The sequence below is a fragment of the Streptomyces caeruleatus genome, from assembly GCF_001514235.1.
GTDB lineage: Bacteria > Actinomycetota > Actinomycetes > Streptomycetales > Streptomycetaceae > Streptomyces > Streptomyces caeruleatus.
In genome coordinates, this window is record NZ_KQ948925.1 from 730,940 (window position 1) to 747,821 (window position 16,882).

Consider the following 16,882-nt stretch of genomic DNA (forward strand, 5'->3'; position numbering starts at 1 on the left):
ACGGTTCCCATTCCCTCTAATGGCGGTACGTCACCCGAGCGTGGCGAGGACGTCCAGCAACCGGTCGATCTCCTCAGGGGTGTTGTGGACGTGCAGGCTCACCCGCACCGAGCCGGTCCGCTCCCCCGCGCCGCCCTGGCAGTGCTGGTCGGAGCGGACCATGAAGCCGTGGCTGAAGAGGATGAAGCCGAGGTCCCCGGAGTCGACGGCGTTGTGGCGGAAGGTGACGATGCCCTGGCGTCGCTGCACGGACGAGTCGGCGGCCAGGCTCTTCTGGCAGCCGAGGATCTCGTACGCGTCGAGGTGGCGCAGGCCCTCGGTGAGCCGGGCCGTCAGGGCGAGGGTCCACCGCTCGATCCGGTCGGTCCCGGCGGTGTCCAGCCAGTCCAGGGCGGCGGTGAGGGAGGCGATGCCGACGGTGTTGGGGGTGCCCGACCAGCCGCCCGGCGCGAAGCGCGGTCCGCGTGACTGGCGGGCCCAGACGGCTCCCGTGCCGGGCAGGGCCATGGCCTTGTGCCCGGAGAAGACCACGAGGTCGACGTCGAGGTCGGCGACGGACACGGGCAGATGTCCGACGCTCTGGGCGGCGTCCAGACAGATCACCGCGTCCGGGCCGACCGCCCGGCGGATGCGGTGGACGTTCATGTTGCCGCCGTACACGTGGTGGACGTGGCTGACGGCGACGAAGCGGGTGCGCGGGCCCGCGAGTTCCGCGAGCGCGGTGTGGTCGTAGTCGCCGGACGACCGCTGGTACGGCATCGGCCGTACGCGGATGTGGACGCCCCGCGCCGCCAGGTGCCGTCGGGCCTCCAGCCAGGGCGCGATGTTGGCCTCGTGGTCGGCGACGGGGACGACGATCTCGTCCCCGTCGGCGAGGAGCCCCGGCAGCCAGTCGCGGGCGACGGCGCGCAGGCCCTCGGTGGTGCCGCTCGTGAAGTGGACGGTCGAGCGGTCGGGAGCGGGGTCGTCGAGGAACCGCTTCACCCGGTCGCGGGCCTGCTCGACCAGGTCCGTGGTCCGGTTGGCCCAGGGGTAGGTGCCGCGGCCGGCGTTGGCGTTGGTGGTGGTGAGGTAGGTGTGGACGGCGTCGAGCACGGACTGCGGTTTCTGGGCGGTGGCCGCGCTGTCCAGATAGGCCAGTTCCGGGTGGGCGGTGATGATCGGGAAGTGGGCGCGCAGGGTCCGCTGCCACTCCCCCAACTCCGCGATGGCGTCCGTCTCTTGGGTGTCGGTCCCGGGTGTGGTCATGGGCGTCAGTCCCGTACGAGGGGTGCGCCCGCGTCCCGCCAGGCGATGATGCCGCCGGTCAGGCTGCGGACGTCCGGGTGTCCCATCCGGGTCAGCAGGGCGGCGTGCCGGGCGGACTTCTCGCCGACCGGGCAGGCCAGCAGGACCGGGCGGTTGCGGCTGAACGGCAGTCCGCCGTGGAGGAGTTCCTCGAAGAGCTCGTCGACGATGTTGACGGAGCCGTCGATGTGCAGCGCGGCGTAGGCGTGGGGGCTGCGCAGGTCGACGACGAGCGGGGCTCCGGTGGCGATCCACGCCTGGGCGTCGGTGACGCCGATGGCCGGTGCGGTGCGGATCTCGGCGGGCGTCAGGTCGGCCGGGGAGTTCCTGCGCCGCGGGCGGCCGAAGAGGTCGGGGCGCCGCTGACGGACGTAGCTCAGATAGCTCTCGACGCGGTCGCAGACAATGAAGACCGCTGACTGGCGCTCCGTCAGTTCCTCGTCGACAGCGCGCAGTTGGCGTATCGCACCGAAGAACGCGGCGCCTCCCGTGGGTCCGGCGAGGATGCCGCAGCGGCGGTTGAGGGTCAGCATCCCCTCGATCGCCTCGTCCGCGGTGACCGCGTCGATGCTGTCGTAGGTGCCGGGGTCGAACAGGCCCACCTCGTGCGCCTCGTCGATGGTGCGGATGCCGGGGATGAAGTCGGACTTGGCCGCGACCAGGCCGGCGACCCGTACGGCGGGGTCGTGTTCGCGCAGGGCGCGGGCGACGCCGGTGGAGGAGCCGGCGGTGCCGACACAGGCGATGAACCAGTCCGGGGCGCGGCCGTCCAGGTCCTTGACGATCTCCGGTCCGGTACCGGTGAAGTGGGCCTCGGTGTTGCGCGGGTTGAAGTACTGGTCGGTGTGCAGATACGCGCTGTCGGGCGCGGAGAGGGCGCGGTGGAACAGGGTGAGCGGGTCGTCGGTGGCCGTCGGGTCCAGGCACTCGCTCTGGCCGGGCAGTTCCTCGATCTCCGCGCCGAGCAACAGCAGCAGGTCCTTGATCTCCGGGATGCGCATCCGGTTGGTGACGCTCTTGAAGGTCAGGCCGTGCATGCCCGCGAGGACGGCGAGGGCCTTCGCGGTGTTGCCGCTCGACAGCTCGACGACCTGACCGCCCCGCTCGGGTAGGGCCGCCTCCAGACGCGGGCGGGCCATGTTCCAGGCGGCGCGGTCCTTGACCGAGCCGAAGGGGTTGAGCAGCTCCAGCTTGGCGTAGAGGTCGATGTTTCTCAGGCCGTGGACGGCCGGGTCGATGCGCACCAGCGGCGTGTTGCCGATGGCCTCGGTGATGCTGTCGTACCTCACTGCGCTCCCCCCACGGGTGTGGTCGGCCAGTACTGGTCGTCCAGGCACCAGCGCCAGGTGTCGCCCTCCTGCCAGGCGGCTACCTTGCGCGCGACGGGCTGGTGCTGGGCACGGGTGGCGTGGAAGTCCATGCAGTATCCGGCCGTGTTGGCGAAGGCCAACAGGTCGCCGGGCGCGGGGCGGCGGGGCAGGAAGACCGTGCGGCGCGTGATCAGGTCGGACTCCAGGCAGCGGCTGCCGAAGAGGTACGTGCCGACCGGTTCGGTGGCGGTGCCGGGAGCGGAACCGGAACCAGTCGCGTGTCCGTGCGCGTCCCGTGGGACGACGACGGGGTCCATGAGCACCCCGTGCTCCTCCAGCGCCACGTCGTCCGCCTTCGCCGCCAGTCGTACGAGGAGAGGGCCACCGCTGTCCTGGTCGCGTACCTCCAGCACCTTCGTCAGGGTGAGTCCGCACTGGTCGAGCAGGGCCCGGCCGGGTTCGGTGTGCAGGTCGTAGAGGTGATCGAGGAGCAGGGCGGCCAGGGGGCTGCCGCCGAGGGACGCGGCCGGGTGCGCGAGCAGTTCGTCGAGGTAGCGGGCGCCCGCGACCGGGCGGTGAGCGGGGTACAGGCCGAGCGCGCCGCGCAGGGTGCCGGCCTCGTTGCGCAGTCCGTAGCCGTGCCCGCCGTAGGTAAGGGGCGGGCGGGTGCCCAGGACGGCTTCGGTGAGCCCGGTGGTGTACCGCTCCCATTGGCCGCCGTCGGCCAGGTAGTTGACGCCGAAGCCGCCGCCGATGTCGACGGCCCGGGGCCTGAGCCCTCGGCTCCGGCACTCCTCCAGCACCCGCAGGCAGCCCTCCAGCGCCGTGGCCTTCTCGGTGAGGCTGGTGGTGTCCAGGTGGTAGGCGACACCGACCAGGTCGACCACGTCGCCGTACCGCTCGACGGACTCCAGGAGGGGGTCCAACTCCCTTACCGCGGTACCGAATCGGCTGCGGCGGCTGAGCACGCGTACGCCGGACGTCTCGAACTCCGAAAGACGGAGCATGACGCGGGTCCTGGGCAGGGCGTGTTTGCGTACCAGCGTGACGAGTTGCTCCAGCTCGTCTCGCGTGTCGAGGCTGACGGTGACCGAGGTGCGGGCCGCCAGCCACAGGAACTCCGGGTTCTTCGGGCCCGTCGCCGTGATCCGGTCCGGGGTGAGGCCCGCCCCGAGGGCGTGCTGCAGCTCGCCCAGCGAGGCGACGTCCACGCCTGCGTCCGTGGCGGCGAGGCGTCGCAGCAGGGCGCTGGAGCGGTTGGCCTTGTGGGCGAAAAACACCTGGCCGGAGAGGTGACGGGCGCCGTACACGGAGCGGAACTGCTGGAGGTTGTCGGCGAGCTGGTCGGGGACGACCACGTGCAGCGGGGACCCCAGGGCTTCGGTGAGCGTGTGCAGCAGGACCGGCGAGTTCAGCAACGAGCGCAGCCGCGATTCCAGCCGCGGTTCGAGATACAAGGGCTGCCCGCCCATGCCCGGCCCCTCCCCCAGCGCTACGGGCCCGGCACTCCGGGCGCCGGCGACCACTCCCCGCGGTTTGCCGTATAGCTCCTTTCCCTGCCCTCCGGTGCTTTACGCCCTGTTGCTACCCCCATGGGCGATCAGGTCAACAGACGGCCGGAACCTGTCGGGGGGCCCGCGCTCAGCCGGCTTCCCCGGCGATGTTGACCATCCAGGTGATGCCGAAGCGGTCCGTGCACATGCCGAAGACGTCGCCCCACATCTGCTTCTCCAGCGGCACGGTCACCGAGGCGCCCTCGGACAGCTTCTCCCAGTAGCCGCGCAGCTCGGTGTCGTCGTCGCCGCTCAGACTCACGGCGATGTTGTTGCCGGGGCGGTGGTCGTCCGTCGGGGTGTCGGCGCCCATCAGGGTGAGGCCGCCGGGGGACTCCAGCATGCCGTGCATGACCTTGTCGGCCATCGGGGTGTCCTGCTGGCCGTACTCGCCGTAGGTGTTGAGCACGAGGGTGCCGCCGAAGACGTCCTTGTAGAACTCCATCGCCTGCCGGGCGTCGCCGCCGAAGGTGATGTACGGGTTGAGACGCGAGGCCATGAATCCTCCTGGAATAGGGCCAAGAGCCGACTCCAAGGAAGGTAGCGCGGGCCACTGACAACGGCCCGCGCTCACGACCACATGGGCTACAGCGCCGCTACAGGGTGCGCTCCAGCCGGTCCGCGACCAGCTTCACGAACCGGGCGGGGTCCTTCGGCTGGCCGCCCTCGGCGAGCACCGCCAGCGTGTGCAGCAGTTCGGCGGACTCGGCGAGCTCCGCGCGGTCCTCGCTCGCCTCGTACGCCTGGTGCAGGCCCTTGACCAGCGGGTGGCCGGGGTTGAGCTCCAGGATCCGCTTGGTGCGCGGCACCTCCTGACCCATCGCCCGGTACATGTTCTCCAGGGCCGGGGTCAGGTCGTGCGCGTCGGAGACGACACAGGCGGGCGAGACGGTGAGCCGGGCCGAGAGGCGGACCTCCTTGATGTCGTCGTCCAGGCGCTCCCGCATCCAGCCGAGCAGCCCGGCGTACTCCTCGGCCTGCTTCTCCCGCTCCTCGTCGGCCTTCTCGTCGCCCTTGCCGTCCAGGTCGATCGCGCCCTTGGCGATGGAGCGCAGCTTCTTGCCCTCGTACTCGCCCACGGCGTCGACCCACACCTCGTCGACGCCGTCGGTGAGCAGCAGGACCTCGACGCCCTTGGCCCGGAACGCCTCCATGTGCGGGGAGTTCTCGATGCTCTGCCGGGACTCGCCGGTGATGTAGTAGATGTCGTCCTGGCCGTCCTTCATCCGCTCCACGTACCGCGCGAGTGTGGTCGGCTCGTCGTCGGAGTGCGTGGTCGCGAACGACGCGACGGCGATGATGGCCTCGCGGTTCTCGGTGTCGGTGAGCAGGCCCTCCTTGAGGACCGGGCCGAACTCCCGCCAGAAGGTGGCGTAGCGGTCGGCGTCCTTGGCCATGAAGTCCTTGACCGTGGACAGGACCTTCTTGGTCAGCCGGCGCTGCATCATCCGGATGTGCCGGTCCTGCTGGAGGATCTCGCGGGAGACGTTCAGCGAGAGGTCCTGCGCGTCGACGACGCCCTTGACGAAGCGGAGGTAGGGCGGGAGCAGGGCCTCGCAGTCGTCCATGATGAAGACGCGCTTCACATAGAGCTGGACGCCGCGCTTGAAGTCGCGCGTGAACAGGTCGTGCGGGGCGTGCGCGGGGACGAAGAGCAGGGCCTGGTACTCGAAGGTGCCCTCGGCCTGGAGCCGGATCGTCTCCAGCGGTTCGCGCCAGTCGTGGCTGATGTGCTTGTACAGCTCGTGGTACTCGTCGTCGGACACCTCGTCGCGCGAACGGGCCCACAGGGCCTTCATCGAGTTCAGCGTCTCGGGGTCCGGCGTGCTGTCGCCGTCGGCCTGCTCCGGGACCATCCGGATCGGCCAGGTGATGAAGTCCGAGTACCGCTTGACGATCTCCCTGATCTTCCACGGCGAGGTGTAGTCGTGGAGCTGGTTCTCGGGGTCGGCGGGCTTGAGGTGGAGCGTGACCGACGTGCCCTGCGGCGCCTCGGCCACGGTCTCCAGGGTGTAGGTGGCCTCGCCGCGCGACGTCCAGCGGGTGCCCTGGCTCTCGCCGGCCCGCCGGGTCACCAGCGTCATCTCGTCCGCCGCCATGAAGCCGGAGTAGAAGCCGACGCCGAACTGGCCGATGAGCCCTTCGGCACCGGCCTCGTCCTGGGCCTCGCGCAGCTCCTTCAGGAAGGTGGCGGTGCCCGAGTTGGCGATGGTGCCGATGAGCTGCCCGACCTCCTCGTACGACATCCCGATGCCGTTGTCCCGCACCGTGAGGGTACGGGCCTCCTTGTCGATGTCGATCTCGATGTGGAGGTCCGACACGTCGGCGTCGAGGGAGTCGTCCCGCAGCTTCTCCAGACGCAGCTTGTCGAGCGCGTCGGAGGCGTTGGAGAGGAGTTCCCGCAGGAAGACCTCCTTGTTCGAGTAGACCGAGTGGATCATCAGCTGGAGCAGCTGACGGGCCTCTACCTGGAACTCAAACGTCTCGGTCGGCATGGTTCGCGACTACCTCACATCAGTCACCGGAACAGGGTCGCAGTCACTGTAAGACACGAGGTCAGCGCGGTGTGCCGGGATATGGCAGAACGGTTCAGACGAGGTGGGCGAAGACCACCAGGTTCGCGGTGTAGTCCCTGACCTGCCGGTCGTAGTCCCCGGCGCAGGTGATCAGGCGGACCTGGGCGCGGGGGGTGTCGCGGTACACGCGGTCGCTGGGGAAGCTGTCCTTGTCGAAGGTCTCCGTGTCGTCGACCACGAAGGACGCCTTGCGGCCGTCGGCGCGCAGTACCTGGAAGCGGTCGCCCTTCTTGAGCTCGCGCAGGCTCGCGAAGACCGCGGCGGACGTCGTCGTGTCGACGTGCCCGGCGATGATCGAGGTGCCCGTCTCCCCGGGGGAGGCGCCCTTGGCGTACCAGCCGACGAGGTTGGTGTCGTGGGCCGGCGGGGGTTCGAGCTGGCCCGTGCTGCCGATGGCGAGGTCGGTGAAGGGGGCGTCGACGGAGATCTTGGGGATGAGCAGCCGCACCGGCCGGGACCGCGGCAGATGCTTGCCCACGGGGCGCGAGGCGTGCGAGGAGGACTTGCCCGCACGGGGGACGTGCGACTCGATCGCCGGGGCGGCGTACGGTGCGCCGCGGCCGTCGGGTGCCTCGTCGTGGCCGCCGGGCAGCGTCACCACCAGGAACACGGCGGCGACCGTGCTCCAGAGCAGCCCTCCCGCCACCCGCCTTATCCGCCGTGAGCGCGCGGAAACGGTCTCGGCGGGGGCCGGGTCGTGGTCGGGGGACGAGGGACAGCCGGCGGCCATCGGGCACCACCTCACTCGGGCACAGCAGCGAACACAGCAAGGGGAAAAATAGGGTGACCAGTGATTATTCAGGCAACGGGGCGGACGAACGGGGCCGCCGCGACGCGCGGCGCACGTGCGGCGGCCACGGCCGCTATGACGCAGGGCATGGGTCAGGCCACGGATCCGCCGGCCTTCTTGCGACGCAGCGCGTACCAGCCGGCGCCCGCGACGCCCAGCATGGCGAGCCCACCGCCGGTGACACCCGGGCTGGCGAGGCCGCCGCCACCGGTGTGCATACCGCCGCGCGGCCCGTCGTGGTCACCGCCGCCCCACGAGTCGTTGTCGTGGTCGCCCTTCCACGAGTCGTCGTCTTCCTTCCAGCCGCCGTCGTGGTCGTCGCCCTTGCTGCGGTAGCTGTCCCGGTCGCGCTTCGGGTCCTTGTCACCGCCCCAGTCGCCACCGTTGTTCGCGAGAGCCAGCGCGCCGCCGCCGGTGTGTACACCGCCACTCGGCTTCTCGTGCTTGCTCTCCTTGCCGTAGTCGCTGTCCTTCTCGTACTTGCTGTCCTTGTCGTAGTCGCTGTCCTCGTCGTGCTTGCTCTCCTTGCCGTGCTCCTCGTCCTTGGAGCCGCTCCAGTCGTCGTCCTTGTCCTTCAGGAGAGTCAGCGCGCCGCCGCCGGTGTGTACACCGCCACTCGGCTTCTCGTGCTTGCCCTCCTTGCCGTAGTCGCTGTCCTTGCCGTAGTCGCTGTCCTTCTCGTGCTTGCTGCCCTTGTCGTAGTCGCTGTCCTTGTCGTGCTTGCTGTCCTTGCCGTGCTCCTCGTCCTTGGAGCCGCTCCAGTCGCCCTCGTCGGTCACGAGCGTGAGCGCACCGCCACCCGTGTGCATCCCGCCACTGGGCTCGTCGTGCTTGCTCTCCTTGTCGTGATCCTTGCTGTAGGACTTGTCGTGGTCCTTGCTGTGGGACGAGTCCTCCTTGTCCTTGCTGTGCGACGAGTCCTCGTGGTCCCAGTCACCCGTCGTCATGGCGTAGGCTGCGGGCGCAATCGCCAGTGCGGCCGTGGCCGTCGCGGTGGCGAGCAGCATGCGGACAGAGCGCATAGTGAGTCCTTCCGTCACGGCCTGGGCGGCTGACGCTTCATCACCACGGGGACCAGGCCTGACGTGATCCACCGTCAGCCATTCCTCCCGGTCGCACCATCCGGAGCGATCACACGGGTTACGGCCACACTCCTACGGCCCTATGGCGGGCGCTTTTGCGCAGGTGGGAAGACGTGTCCGGCCGGGGAGGTTTGCCTCGTCCACAAGTGGTGAGGCGCGTGGGATGCCGAAGCCCAGCGTCCAGGCCGTGGACACCGCTCCGACCCCCGCCACCCCGCCGCGACCTGCGCCTTCGCAGCAGCGGGACGCCTTCTTCGACAACGCCAAGTACGCGGCGATCGTGCTGGTGGCGGTCGGCCATGCGTGGGAGCCGTTGCGCGACGGCAGCCGGACCGTAGACGCGCTGTACATGCTTGTGTACGCCTTCCACATGCCGGCGTTCATCGTGATCTCCGGCTACTTCTCCCGCGGCTTCGACGGCCGCCCCAGGCAGCTCAGACGCCTGGTGACGGGCCTGCTCGTCCCGTACGTCGTCTTCGAGACGGCGTACACCCTGTTCACCAGATGGACCGACCGGGAGCCGGACCGCCCGGTCAGCCTGCTCGACCCGCTGTATCTGACCTGGTTCCTCGCGGCCCTGTTCCTGTGGCGGCTGACGACCCCGCTGTGGCGGCGGGTACGTCTGCCGCTGCCCCTCGCGCTCGCCATGGCGATGCTGGCCACCCTGTCGCCGTCGATCGGCAACGACCTCGACCTCCAGCGTGCCCTCCAGTTCCTGCCGTACTTCGTGCTGGGACTGCTCCTCAAGCCGGAGCACTTCCGGATGGTCCGGCGCCGTGCGGTGCGGATCGCCGCGGTGCCCGTGTTCGCGGGCGCGTTCGTGGTGGCGTACTGGGCGGTGCCGCGGATGACCGGCGGCTGGTTCTACCACCGGGACAGCGCCGAGGAGCTGGGGGCGCCCGCGTGGTACGGGGCCGTGATGACGCCGGTGCTGTTCGCCTGCTCGCTGGTCCTGGTGGCCTGTTTCCTCGCCTGGGTGCCCGGGCGGCGGCTGTGGTGCACGGTGCTGGGGACGGGCACGCTGTACGGCTATCTGCTGCACGGTTTCGTCGCGCAGGGCTCGAAGTACTTCGGCTGGTACGACCCCGCCTGGGTGCAGCGGCCGCTCGGCGCGGTCGTCGTCACCGCCGTGGCCGCCGTGGTCGTGACGCTGCTGTGCACCCCGCCCGTCCGGCGGGCGCTGCGCTGGGTGGTGGAGCCGGACATGCGGTGGCTGTTCCGGCGGGAGGCGGCGGAACCGGCGGGCGGCCAGGCCGCCGTACGCGGGTGAACGCCCCTGATCAGGTCTCCTCCACCAGCCCGGCGATGTGCGCGGTGACCGTGTCGAGGATGGCCGTCCAGGCGGCGTCGTCGCCGAGCACGAGGTAGTTGAGGGTCAGGCCGTCGGTCATGGCGGCCAGGTAGCGGGCCAGGACGGGGACGGGGGCCCGCAGCCGGAGGCCCATGGTCTGCCGCAGCTGGTCGATGAGCTCGGCGTACGTCTCGGCGTACAGCTCGTACTGGCGGCGTGCCAGGTGCTCGAAGCCGGGCTGGCGCAGCGCGTACTGCGTGAGCTCGTAGGTCAGCATGTGCTCGTCGGGGTGGGCGCGGACGTGGTCCCAGTAGGCCTGGAAGCCGGCCCGGACCGTCTCCTCGAAGGTGGCCCGGGGCCGTATGGCGTCCTTCACGCGCGTCACGGAGTGCTCGGTGAGGGCCGTGATGACGGACTCGACCAGCTCCTGCTTGGAGTCGAAGCAGTAGTGGAAGACGCTCAGCGAAACGCCCGCCTCGGCGGCGATGGACCGGGTCGTCGTCCTGGGGACGCCGTCCCGGCTCATCGCTCTGATGGCCGCCTCGGTGAGCTGTCGCCGCCGCTCGGCGGACGGCAACCGTGCCATGGAACCCCTCTCGTGGGTGTCAGCTGCTGTGGACGCCGACCTCGTAGAGGGAGTAGCCCCATTCGGTGCCGCGCTGCGTGCCGTGGACGCGAACATACCTGGCCGGGGTGCCGGCGAACCGGGCCGTGTCCAGGCCGCCGTCGCCGGCGGTCATGGACCAGGCGGTCCGCCAGTTCACTCCGTCGGTGGAGAGCTCGATGCGGTACGACTTGCCGTACGCTCGCTCCCAGTCGAGGGTGACCCGCCTGACGAGCTGGGTGGACCCGAGGTCGACCTGGTACGACTGGTTGTCGCTCCAGTCGCTGGCCCAGCGGGTACGGCTGTCTCCGTCGACGGCGCGGCTGGGCTGGTAGCTGGTGAACAGGCTCCACTCCGAGGAACTGGCCGACGTCGCCGCGCCGCTCGCGAGGTTCACCCCGGACGCGTGGTTCTCGGAGGCCCCCCAGGTGTCGAGGTAGGACTCGGCGCCCCGGAAGAGGTCGTCGACCACGTCCTGGCCGCCGACGCGCCGGATGTCCTCGATCCAGTCCGGGACGAGGCCGTAGTGGGCGGCGCCGTCGGTGTTCAGGTCCCAGGTGCGCTGCCCGGTGGTCTGCCGGCCGATGACGGAGCCGCCGTCGACGCTCTTGAAGGGGTACGTCACCTTGTCGGGCGCGTCCGCTCCGCGCGGTCCCGGCCAGCCGCCGACGCCGTTCATGTCGGTGCCGTAGCCGTATCCGACGCCGTACTTGTCGCGCAGGGCCTCCGTGCGCTTCGCCTCCGCGATGAATCCCTCGGAGCCGTGCATGTACTGGGCGACGAAGCCGCCGAGGCCGTAGACCCGTTCGGTCCAGTCCAGGTCCATCCAGCTGTGCGAGGAGAGGACGCCGGGGTAGGACGCGGACTCGAAGATGTCGAGCACCCGGCCGGTGGCCTTGACGCTCATGTGGTCGATCTCCAGCATCATCTTGCGTTTCATCATGCCGCGCACGGCGTACTCACCGAGGTCGGTGAGGCCCCGGACGTTGCACTGGGCGTCAGCGCTGTACGAGGGGACCTCGACGCCCGCCGGGAGCTCCTTCTCGGCTTCGGCCGCCGTGGCGTTGCCGATGGGGTTGTCGTGCTGCGGGCCCTTGCACGTCTCGGTCTTCCAGAAGGTGCCGGTCGACAGGAACTGGCCGACGTTGATGGCCGTTCCGAGGCCGCCCGAGTCGAAGCGGACGCCGCACAGGGCGTTGTCGAACTTGTGGCACAGGAACATGCTGCGCACGCCGAGCGAGTAGAGCTCGTCCAGGCCCTTGTCGATGTCCTCCTTGCTGCACTGCGCGATGTCGAGGACCTGCTTGCAGCCGAAGGGCTCGGAGGTCTCCACGCCGAGGATGACCGCCAGCTTGCCCTGCTCGATGACGTGACGGGCCTGGGCGCTGTCGGTGACGATCCGGAACCAGCCCTTCCCGGTGCCGCCGTACATCTTGTCGACGAAGGCCTGCATGTCGTACGTCAGCTTGGCCTGGAGCCGGATGGACGTCATCTCGTCGCAGGAGCGGTCCTTGAAGAAGTACACGGAGCAGATCACGCCGTTGGTGACGAGGTCGTTGACCAGGACGCGCTGGCCGCCGCGCCAGGCCCGCTCGATCCAGGCGTAGTAGTTCTGCTGGTGGGTCAGCGAGTCGTGCCGGGGCCAGTCCTTGAAGGTGGGCCAGCCGACGGGGTCGTGCTTGCCGTCGCCGCCGTTGGTGATGAAGTCGAAGATCGCGAGGGAGCCGTCCGGGTAGTGCTCGGGGCAGTCCTTGAGGGCGTCGGCGACGCCCTGCTCGGAGAACGGCTTTCCGCAGATCAGACGGCCGCCGAAGGCCTCGTTGGAGAAGATGTGGTCGTGCGCGTCGACGAATCCGCGCACCTCGCCCTTGGCGTTGGTGCCGGTGAAGGGCTCTCCCGTGACGTTGACCTGGGAGTCCGGCGCGGGCCGTGCGGTCGGGTTCCACCAGTCGGTGCCGGCCGCCGAGCTCGGGGTGGGTCCGAGCGTGAGGGACAGCACGAGCAGGAGGAGCGACACAACGGTGACGTTCTTGCGTCGGCGGTACGGGCGTCCGGCACTGGTCACAGCCCACGTCCCTCGGTCGGCGGGAGAGCGGGGTCGAGTTGTCATGACCTCGCACAATGTGCGACGAGGATGGCCACTCCCGCATGACGAGTCAAGAGTCCGGGACAGATGACCTGCTTCGGGGCGGACATGGGCTGCTGACGGAGCGTCGGTTCACGCCGGGTGCGTGACGCGGATCTTGGACTGGCCGTGTGGGAGCTTCTCCCAGTCCGTCATGAAGCGGGCCCGCAGGCCGTGTTTCCCGGCCAGCGCCACCAGGGTCTCGGTGCGGTAGTAGAAGTCCTCGCGCAGGACGTGGTGTTCCTGCCCCTCGGTGCGGTCGAAGGTGAAGTCGAACCAGCCGCCGGGGGCCAGCACCCGGCCCACGTTGGCCAGGCACTCTTCGATGACCGGGAGCGGTGAGTGGGAGAAGACGCTGTGGGCGTGTACGACGTCGAAGTGGGCGTCGGGCAGGAAGCGCAGCGTCAGATCGCGCACCGGGGTCAGCGTGGGGAGCCGCTTCTGCAGGCCCATCTCCACGACGGTGTCCTGGGCGGCGAACAGGATGTCGGGCGAGATGTCGACGCCGTGGTAGTGGCCGGGGTCGAGGTGGCGGATGAACCGCCAGCCGCCGCGCAGGTTGCCGCACCCGATCTCCAGCATCCGGTGCTCGGGGCGCAGACCGTGGCCGACGAGGTAGTCGAACTGCATCGCCCCGAGCGCCAGCCAACGCTCCCGGTTGTGACTGCCGACCGCGGCGTCAGGGTCGGCCCGGGTGTCGGAGCGCATCACTGCGCGGTAGTAGGAGACGTGGTCGGGGTGACGGCGGCGCAGCCACATGTCGCGGGCGGTGCGGGCCAGATGGCGGGGCACGCGGTCGGGGTGGCGCAGGGCGTAGGCGACGCGATGGCCGAGGGCAGCGCGGTTGGCGGTGAGGTTCTTGGCCGGCATGGGTGGGGCCTCCCTGGGGACGCGGTACCACCGAGGATGCTCAAGCGGGCGCCTTGGCGCCACAGGGGCGGGCAGGCGGACGTGCGGGGCCGGGACGGGGGATCCTGGAGGCCGGATGCGGATCGTATGCGCTGTCGCCGTTCTCGCCGTCGCGAACCTGCTGAACAACTGGCTCGCGCGGGGCCCCGTCCTGTACGTGGTCGTCTGTGTGACCGCGACGGCGGCTCTGCTGCTGATCGCCCGATGGGACGGGCTCTCCCTGGCCGACCTGGGGCTCGACGCGGCGGCCGTGCGCAGGGGGCTGCGGTGGGCGCCCGTGCTGGTCGGGATCGTTCTGCTCGTGCTGGTGCTGCTCCTCGCCGCTCCTGCCGGGCGCGAGGCGTTCCGGGACGCCCGGGCCGCCGACCTGTCCGTGGGGCGGCTTCTGTGGGTGTCGCTGGTGCGGGTGCCGTTCGGGACCGTGCTGCTGGAGGAGACGGCCTTCCGTGGCGTGCTGTGGGCCATGATCCGGCGGCGGCACGGCACGGCGTGGGCCACGGCCGGGTCGTCGCTGCTGTTCGGGCTGTGGCATCTGATGCCGGCCCGGGGCGTCAACCGCTCCAACGCCGCCGTCGGCTCGGTCTTCGGCGACGGCACGGCCGGGGTGGCACCGACGGTGGCCGCGGCGATCGTCGCCACGGCCGTCGCCGGGGTCGTCCTGTGCGAGCTGCGCCGCCGCTCCGGGAGTCTGCTGCCGCCCATGGTCCTGCACTGGGCGGTCAACAGCCTTGGTTACGCGTTCGCCTGGGCGGCGGCCCGCTGGTGGCTCGCCGGCTGAAGGGCCGACCGACCGGGCGATCAGAAGTTGATCATGTGCCCCGCGAGCCCGTGCACCGCCTCCTTGACCGCCTCCCCGAGCGTCGGATGGGCGTGGACGTTGCGGGCGACCTCGTGCACGGTCAGGTCCCACTGCTGGGCCAGGGTCAGCTCGGGCAGCAGCTCGGTGACGTCCGGGCCGATGAGATGGGCGCCGATGAGTTCGCCGTGGGTGTCGTCGCTGATCAGCTTCACGAAGCCGGTCGCGTCGCCGAGGCCGTGCGACTTGCCGTTCGCCGTGAACGGGAACTTGGCGACCTTGACGTCGTAGCCGAGTTCGCGGGCCTGGGCCTCGGTGTAGCCGAAGCTGGCGACCTGCGGCTGGCAGTAGGTGGCCCGCGGGATCATCACATAGTCCAGCTCCATCGTCTCGGCGTCGGCGATGGTCTCGGCGGCGATGATGCCCATGGCCTCGGCGGCGTGCGCCAGCATCAGCTTCGCGGTGACGTCGCCGATGGCGAAGATGTGCGGGACCGAGGTGCGGCAGCGGCCGTCGACGTCGATCGCGCCGCGCTCGGTGATGGTCACGCCGGTCTTGTCCAGGCCGTAGCCGTCGATGTTCGGCTGGAAGCCGATCGCCTGGAGCACCTTGTCCGCCTCCAGGACCTGCTGCGAGCCGTCCTTGGCGGTGACGGTGACGCGCACCTGCGGGCCGGACTCGTCGATGGCGTCGACCCGGGTGGAGGTCAGCACGTCGATGCCCAACCTGCGGTACTGCTTGGCGAGTTCGGCGGAGACCTCGGCGTCCTCCAGCGGGGCCATCCGGTCCAGGAACTCGACGATGGTGACCTTCACGCCGTAGTTGTGCAGGATGTAGCCGAACTCGACGCCGATCGCGCCGGCGCCCGCGATGACGATCGACTCCGGCAGTTCCTCGGCCAGGATCTGCTCCTCGAAGGTCACCACCCGCGCGCTGCGCCGGGTACCGGGGAGCAGCTTGGGCGTGGCGCCGGTGGCGATGATGCACTGCTCGAAGCCGATGGTGCGGGTCTCACCGTCGTAACCGGCCACCTGGAGGGTGTGCGGGTCGAGGAAGGTGCCGCGGCCGTCGATCTCGGTGATCTTGTTCTTCTTCATCAGGTAGTGGACGCCCTTGACCCGGCCGTCCGCGACCTTGCGGCTGCGGCGGAACGCCTCACCGAAGTCGAAGGTGACCTGCCCGTCCACCTTGATGCCGAAGGTCTTCGCCTCGCGCGTGAAGATGTGCGCGAGTTCGGCGTTGCGCAGCAGCGCCTTGCTGGGAATGCAGCCCACGTTCAGACAGACGCCGCCCCAGTACTTCTCCTCCACGACCGCCACCCGCTTGCCCAGCTGGGCGGCGCGGATCGCGGCGACGTAGCCGCCGGGGCCCGCGCCGAGGACCACGACATCGAAGCGCTCGTCCTGCTCGACCATGGGGAGTTCCTTCCTGAGTACGACGTCCTGCTCTGCCGGTGCCGGTGCGTCAGCGGTGACGTCCGGCTTCTTCCAGCATGACCGCATCCACGAGGTTGTGTGGCGGTGCGGGAGGGTGACGACGATCTCAGGAGGCGGGCACTCCGGCGAGGGCGGTCCGGTGGCGGTACGGCGGCTCGGTCAGCCGAGGCACACGAGGTTGAGCACGCAGAGCTGCGCCGGCGAGGTCGCCTCCGGTGCGGGGCTGGACGGTGAGGTGGAGGTGCCGGAGTCGGAGCTGTCGGTAGCCGACGGAGCCGGCGTCTGCTGCTCGGCCGACGTGCCACCGCTGTCGCCGGAGCCGGACTGGGCTCCGCCCGAGCTCGCGTTGCCGGAGTTCGCACCACCGGTGGCGGACGGGACGCTCTGCGACTGCGGGGCCGTGGTCGCCGCGGGGGTCGGGGTGGCGGCGACGTCCGGTCGGGTGAACTGCCGGGTGGTGTGCGGCGTCGTGATGGCCTCGCGGGCGGCGTCGGTGGGGTGCGTCTTCGACGGGGTCGTGTCGACGTGCGGGGCTTCGCCGGTGTCCGCGGGGGTGGTCGCCGGGCGGGTGAGCTCGGTCTCCTGCTGCTCGGCGATCGCGGTGTTCGGGTTCTGCGGCGCGGTGGCCGCCTGGGCCTTGTCGGTGGCCCCCCGGTTCATCGCCGAGACGGTCAGACCGCCTCCGACCAGGGCGACGGCGGTCGCCACCACGGCCCGGCGCTGGTTCTTCTTCCAACGGGCCCGCTGGCGACGCCGCGCGGCCCTGCCCTCCGGGACGACGGGCACGCCTTGCACGTCGGCGGCCGGCGCGACGGGCGCCGTCTCCTCCAGGTCGGCGGACGGCACCGCCTCGTCCCGGAAGTAGCCGTCGTACCAGGTGTCGGCGGCGGGGGAATCCCACGCGGCCGCGCCGGGCGCCACCGCGGCGGGCGCGGCCGACACCGTCGGGCCCCCGATCGCGGACGGAGCGATGTCCGGGGCGTAGGCGCCGCACCCGGGGCACACGAGGGCCCCGTTGAGATGCCGTCGGCACGAGGAGCAATAGTCCATCTGCGGTCTTCCCTGGGGTCGCACGGGGGAATCGAACGGCTCGCAACGCTAACGAGGCTTTGGACGGGCTGTG

General features: G+C 70.3%; 14 protein-coding genes. 2 read left to right on the plus strand and 12 right to left on the minus strand.

Annotated elements, in window-relative coordinates; all coding sequences use genetic code 11:
* Window positions 1-30: 30 nt before the first annotated feature.
* From AQJ67_RS08040 to AQJ67_RS08070, 7 genes are all read right to left on the minus strand, one after another.
* Window positions 31-1,248, minus strand: a complete 1,218-nt coding sequence (locus tag AQJ67_RS08040) for an aminotransferase class V-fold PLP-dependent enzyme (RefSeq protein ID WP_062717340.1) — start codon at window positions 1,246-1,248, stop codon at window positions 31-33.
* A gap of 5 nt (window positions 1,249-1,253) precedes the next feature.
* Window positions 1,254-2,576, minus strand: coding sequence for a pyridoxal-phosphate dependent enzyme (locus AQJ67_RS08045; RefSeq protein ID WP_062717341.1), 1,323 nt, complete (start codon window positions 2,574-2,576; stop codon window positions 1,254-1,256).
* On the minus strand, window positions 2,573-4,069 hold the full coding sequence (locus AQJ67_RS08050; RefSeq protein ID WP_062717342.1) for a type III PLP-dependent enzyme domain-containing protein: 1,497 nt from the start codon (window positions 4,067-4,069) through the stop codon (window positions 2,573-2,575). Before AQJ67_RS08050 ends, AQJ67_RS08045 begins: the two co-directional genes overlap by 4 nt.
* A 169-nt stretch (window positions 4,070-4,238) precedes the next feature.
* The gene (locus AQJ67_RS08055; protein ID WP_062717343.1) at window positions 4,239-4,649 is read right to left on the minus strand and encodes a VOC family protein; all 411 of its coding nucleotides are present in this window, start codon (window positions 4,647-4,649) and stop codon (window positions 4,239-4,241) included.
* A gap of 97 nt (window positions 4,650-4,746) precedes the next feature.
* On the minus strand, window positions 4,747-6,645 hold the full coding sequence (gene htpG, locus AQJ67_RS08060; protein WP_062717344.1) for a molecular chaperone HtpG: 1,899 nt from the start codon (window positions 6,643-6,645) through the stop codon (window positions 4,747-4,749).
* Window positions 6,646-6,739: 94 nt separating this feature from the next.
* Window positions 6,740-7,456, minus strand: coding sequence for a class F sortase (locus AQJ67_RS08065; protein ID WP_079055825.1), 717 nt, complete (start codon window positions 7,454-7,456; stop codon window positions 6,740-6,742).
* 152 nt (window positions 7,457-7,608) lie between these two features.
* The gene (locus AQJ67_RS08070; protein ID WP_063807292.1) at window positions 7,609-8,538 is read right to left on the minus strand and encodes a hypothetical protein; all 930 of its coding nucleotides are present in this window, start codon (window positions 8,536-8,538) and stop codon (window positions 7,609-7,611) included.
* Window positions 8,539-8,761: 223 nt separating this feature from the next.
* On the opposite strand from AQJ67_RS08070, the gene AQJ67_RS08075 reads away from it, so the two are divergent.
* A complete protein-coding gene (locus tag AQJ67_RS08075; RefSeq protein ID WP_062717346.1) occupies window positions 8,762-9,868 on the plus strand; it encodes an acyltransferase family protein in 1,107 nt (368 codons plus the stop codon).
* 10 nt (window positions 9,869-9,878) lie between these two features.
* Here the strand turns inward: AQJ67_RS08075 and AQJ67_RS08080 are convergent, their stop codons facing one another.
* The 3 genes from AQJ67_RS08080 to AQJ67_RS08090 form a co-directional block, all read right to left on the minus strand.
* Entirely contained in the window at window positions 9,879-10,475 is a 597-nt protein-coding gene (locus AQJ67_RS08080) for a TetR/AcrR family transcriptional regulator (RefSeq protein WP_062717347.1), read from the minus strand.
* Window positions 10,476-10,494: 19 nt separating this feature from the next.
* Window positions 10,495-12,558 (minus strand): discoidin domain-containing protein, encoded by a 2,064-nt coding sequence (locus AQJ67_RS08085; protein WP_062717348.1) that lies wholly within the window; start codon window positions 12,556-12,558, stop codon window positions 10,495-10,497.
* Window positions 12,559-12,711: 153 nt separating this feature from the next.
* Window positions 12,712-13,488, minus strand: coding sequence for a class I SAM-dependent methyltransferase (locus AQJ67_RS08090; RefSeq protein WP_062717349.1), 777 nt, complete (start codon window positions 13,486-13,488; stop codon window positions 12,712-12,714).
* Between the two features lie 115 nt (window positions 13,489-13,603).
* Between AQJ67_RS08090 and AQJ67_RS08095 the strand changes: the two genes are divergently transcribed.
* Entirely contained in the window at window positions 13,604-14,305 is a 702-nt protein-coding gene (locus AQJ67_RS08095) for a CPBP family intramembrane glutamic endopeptidase (protein WP_062717350.1), read from the plus strand.
* A gap of 20 nt (window positions 14,306-14,325) precedes the next feature.
* Here AQJ67_RS08095 and lpdA read toward each other — a convergent pair whose 3' ends face one another.
* Together lpdA and AQJ67_RS08105 are read right to left on the minus strand one after the other, a co-directional pair.
* Complete coding sequence (gene lpdA / locus AQJ67_RS08100; protein ID WP_062717351.1) at window positions 14,326-15,738, minus strand: dihydrolipoyl dehydrogenase; 1,413 nt, start codon at window positions 15,736-15,738, stop codon at window positions 14,326-14,328.
* Between the two features lie 180 nt (window positions 15,739-15,918).
* Window positions 15,919-16,809 carry an SCO2400 family protein gene (locus AQJ67_RS08105; RefSeq protein ID WP_062717352.1) on the minus strand — a complete coding sequence of 297 codons (891 nt, stop codon included), beginning with the start codon at window positions 16,807-16,809 and terminating at the stop codon, window positions 15,919-15,921.
* Window positions 16,810-16,882: the final 73 nt, after the last annotated feature.

What these genes read in the sequence shown, in the direction of transcription:
- AQJ67_RS08040 (WP_062717340.1), bottom strand. Translation starts at nt 1,248, where the DNA reads ATGACCACACCCGGGACCGACACCCAAGAGACGGACGCCATCGCGGAG.
- AQJ67_RS08050 (WP_062717342.1), bottom strand. Translation starts at nt 4,069, where the DNA reads ATGGGCGGGCAGCCCTTGTATCTCGAACCGCGGCTGGAATCGCGGCTG.
- AQJ67_RS08055 (WP_062717343.1), bottom strand. Translation starts at nt 4,649, where the DNA reads ATGGCCTCGCGTCTCAACCCGTACATCACCTTCGGCGGCGACGCCCGG.
- htpG (WP_062717344.1), bottom strand. Translation starts at nt 6,645, where the DNA reads ATGCCGACCGAGACGTTTGAGTTCCAGGTAGAGGCCCGTCAGCTGCTC.
- AQJ67_RS08065 (WP_079055825.1), bottom strand. Translation starts at nt 7,456, where the DNA reads ATGGCCGCCGGCTGTCCCTCGTCCCCCGACCACGACCCGGCCCCCGCC.
- AQJ67_RS08070 (WP_063807292.1), bottom strand. Translation starts at nt 8,538, where the DNA reads ATGCGCTCTGTCCGCATGCTGCTCGCCACCGCGACGGCCACGGCCGCA.
- AQJ67_RS08075 (WP_062717346.1), top strand. Translation starts at nt 8,762, where the DNA reads ATGCCGAAGCCCAGCGTCCAGGCCGTGGACACCGCTCCGACCCCCGCC.
- AQJ67_RS08080 (WP_062717347.1), bottom strand. Translation starts at nt 10,475, where the DNA reads ATGGCACGGTTGCCGTCCGCCGAGCGGCGGCGACAGCTCACCGAGGCG.
- AQJ67_RS08090 (WP_062717349.1), bottom strand. Translation starts at nt 13,488, where the DNA reads ATGCCGGCCAAGAACCTCACCGCCAACCGCGCTGCCCTCGGCCATCGC.
- AQJ67_RS08095 (WP_062717350.1), top strand. Translation starts at nt 13,604, where the DNA reads ATGCGGATCGTATGCGCTGTCGCCGTTCTCGCCGTCGCGAACCTGCTG.
- lpdA (WP_062717351.1), bottom strand. Translation starts at nt 15,738, where the DNA reads ATGGTCGAGCAGGACGAGCGCTTCGATGTCGTGGTCCTCGGCGCGGGC.
- AQJ67_RS08105 (WP_062717352.1), bottom strand. Translation starts at nt 16,809, where the DNA reads ATGGACTATTGCTCCTCGTGCCGACGGCATCTCAACGGGGCCCTCGTG.